Raw genomic sequence first — 222 nt, forward strand, 5'->3', positions numbered from 1 at the left:
CCGCCTTCGGGCGGCTGTGTGTTGAAACCCGATGGCCATACAATCCAAGACATGCACGTTTCCAGCCGCCTTCGGGCGGCTGTGTGTTGAAACTGCTATCGCATATCCTTTTATCTTTCGTGGATTCCCAGCCGCCTTCGGGCGGCTGTGTGTTGAAACAGATTTGGCAAAAAAAGTAGATAAAGAATGGGCCCAGCCGCCTTCGGGCGGCTGTGTGTTGAA

It is taken from the genome of Neisseria sp. HMSC061H08 (genome assembly GCF_001836795.1).
In the GTDB taxonomy this organism is placed as follows: domain Bacteria; phylum Pseudomonadota; class Gammaproteobacteria; order Burkholderiales; family Neisseriaceae; genus Neisseria; species Neisseria subflava_A.